We start from the raw sequence: 2,776 nt of genomic DNA, 5'->3' as shown, positions 1-2,776 counted from the left end.
AACCGTGCGACACGTTCGTAAGTGAAAAGCTTATGCACAAGGTCGAAGGGGATTTCCCCGAAAATCTTGGAGAACTGATATTCCGATGGGTGAAATGAGGGAGTAACGCCCCGAAGCGCCCTCCCTGATACTCCGAATAGCGGAAAGCATGCAACTGCTTTCCCTAAAAGGTTATAGAGCTCGGTGAAGTCGGCAGAGAACCGCCGTAAGACTGGTTTTCAGACCAGACACGAAAGCTGTCCAGCGGTGGATGGTGCGGTCTATATGCCGGGGGTCGGATATCCATGGTCAGAATGTATGAAGATACTGACGAACTTCTGAATGTACGAGTCTAAACGTTGATACTGTCGAAAGGCAGTACGCCTTAAATGGCGGCATTCGCGGATAAGTAAGATTGGTTGTTATGAAAGTCCGTGCATCGTTACAGGCGGTGCGGTTATGCATGACCGAATGCAGGCTTAGAGGAAGGACCTAAAGATATCCAATGATAGGAATATCGGAACGTGGAAAACTGAGGACGAAGAGGCTGTTGCAGGTCATTGATGCGGTGGATGGGAATACCTTCGCGAGAGGGCAATAACCATTCTTTATCTCAGTGAGAGTAGTGGCGTGGTACCGATGAAGCCGTGAATAAGTAAGCGGTGGAGGGACGGCCACAAGTCGAATTCAGTTTGAATAATGAAAACACAACAAACACAGCTTCGAGTATGACAAAGAAAATCTGAACCGAAAGGGGATGGTGCCTGTGCCCACTTCGAAGCAGCAGGAAAGGAAACCAAAACAGAGGAAAATCCGCAATTCTGAGTATTACGACATGCAGGGGATTTTTGACAGCCTGTATGCAGAAAGCCTGAAAGGCACGGTATTCAATCATCTCATGGAAATCATTGAGAGCGAGGAAAATATCAAGCTTGCATACAGGACAATCAAGAAGAATACCGGCAGTGATACCGCAGGAGTGGATAAACGGACGATAGCCGACCTTGCGAAACTCAGTGAGGAAGAATACGTCCGCCTCATCAGAAAGCAGTTCAGCAATTATCACCCGCGCCCGGTAAAGCGCGTGGAGATACCGAAACCCAACGGAAAGACCAGACCTCTGGGGATTCCGACCATCCGTGACCGAATTGTACAGCAATGTATCTTGCAGGTCATGGAGCCGATCTGCGAAGCGAAATTCAGCGAGAACTCGAACGGCTTTCGTCCGAACCGCTCTGCTGAGACTGCTATCGCGCAGTGCATGCGGCTGATACAGGTACAGCATATGTACCATGTCGTAGACCTTGATATCAAAGGGTTTTTCGACAACATCAACCACACAAAGCTGATACGGCAGATATGGGCGTTAGGGATCAGGGACAAGAAACTGCTGTGCATTATCAAAGAGATGCTGAAAGCGCCGGTCATACTTCCGAACGGAGAAAAGACGTTCCCGACGAAAGGGACGCCGCAAGGAGGTATCCTGTCGCCGCTTCTTGCAAATATCGTTCTGAATGAGTTGGACTGGTGGATTGCTTCCCAATGGGAGCAGATGCCTACGAAGACACAATTCAAAACGAGGCAGAATGCGAAAGGGACAGAAATCAAAAGCCATGCTTACAGGGCTCTGCGCAGAAGCAGATTAAAAGAGATGCATGCGGTGAGATATGCCGATGACTTCAAAATCTTCTGCTCTTCACATGAAGATGCGGTCAGGACTTATAAGGCGACAGAAATGTGGCTGAAAGACCGTCTCGGTCTGGAAATAAGTCCGGAAAAGTCAAAGGTGGTCAATCTGAAACGGCAGTATTCGGAATTCCTTGGTTTTAAGCTGAAAGTCCGGAAAAAGGAAAAGAAGTATGCCGTAAGGTCTCACCTGAGCGACAAAGCATACAAAAAGGCACATGAAAAGCTGACGGAGGAAGTAAAGACTCTGGCGCATTCGCCGGACGATACGGCGCAGTTCATGCAGCTTATGAAATACAATTCCGTTGTTTCGGGATTGCATGATTACTACTGCATTGCGACGGAAGTAACAGCGGACTTCGGAAAGCTTGCCTTCAGTATCAACAAACAGCTCAGGAACAGGCTGAAAGGTGATCTGTCCCGCAATGGAAATCTGAGAAACGGTTTCATCAAAGAGAAGTATGGAAAGAGCAGGCAGATGAGATATCTGCATGAACGCCCGATTGTACCAATCGGATACGTTCAGCCGAAAAATGCTCAGCACAAACGGAAGTCAGTCAATAAGTATACGGCAGAAGGACGGGCTCTGATTCATAAGAATCTGGAGATCAATACGGAAGCGATGCTGTGGCTGATGAGAAATCCCGTGCAGGGCAGGTCGATCGAGTATGCGGATAATCGGATTTCGCTGTATGCGGCACAGTATGGGAAATGTGCGGTCACAGGACAGGAAATGTCTGTCCATGATGTCCATTGTCACCATAAAGTGCCATTAAGCAAAGGCGGAACGGATGAATACACAAATCTTGTATTGGTCTCAAAAGCCGTTCATGTTTTAATCCATGCTTCTTCTAAAACCACAATTCAGAAATATCTGGACGAACTGAAATTGGATAAATCCCAACTGGAAAAGCTTAACAAACTTCGCATCAAGGCAGAAATGCCGCCAATCATTCTTTGAATTTACGCTGTGACGAAGTGTGTAAGTTGTGTTTAAAAGCCCTGGACGGCTGAATTCGATGGAACGCCGTGTGCGGTGAAAGCCGCACGCACGGTGTGGAGCGGGGGAAAAGGCAGAGACCGCATCAAAGCCTTACCTATCGCTATCCGG

Annotated in this window: 1 protein-coding gene; it reads left to right on the top strand. The window is 47.9% G+C overall.

The window, feature by feature from the left end:
• The first annotated feature begins 736 nt into the window (after nt 1–736).
• Complete coding sequence (gene ltrA / locus HMPREF1986_RS03900; protein ID WP_021773470.1) at nt 737–2,626, top strand: group II intron reverse transcriptase/maturase; 1,890 nt, start codon at nt 737–739, stop codon at nt 2,624–2,626.
• The last annotated feature ends 150 nt before the right edge of the window (nt 2,627–2,776 follow it).

The organism is Oribacterium sp. oral taxon 078 str. F0263 (genome assembly GCF_000469565.1).
Taxonomy (GTDB): Bacteria; Bacillota; Clostridia; order Lachnospirales; family Lachnospiraceae; genus Oribacterium.
The sequence above is the reverse complement of the archived record's forward strand: the minus strand, read 5'-3'. Positions and strand labels throughout refer to the sequence as shown.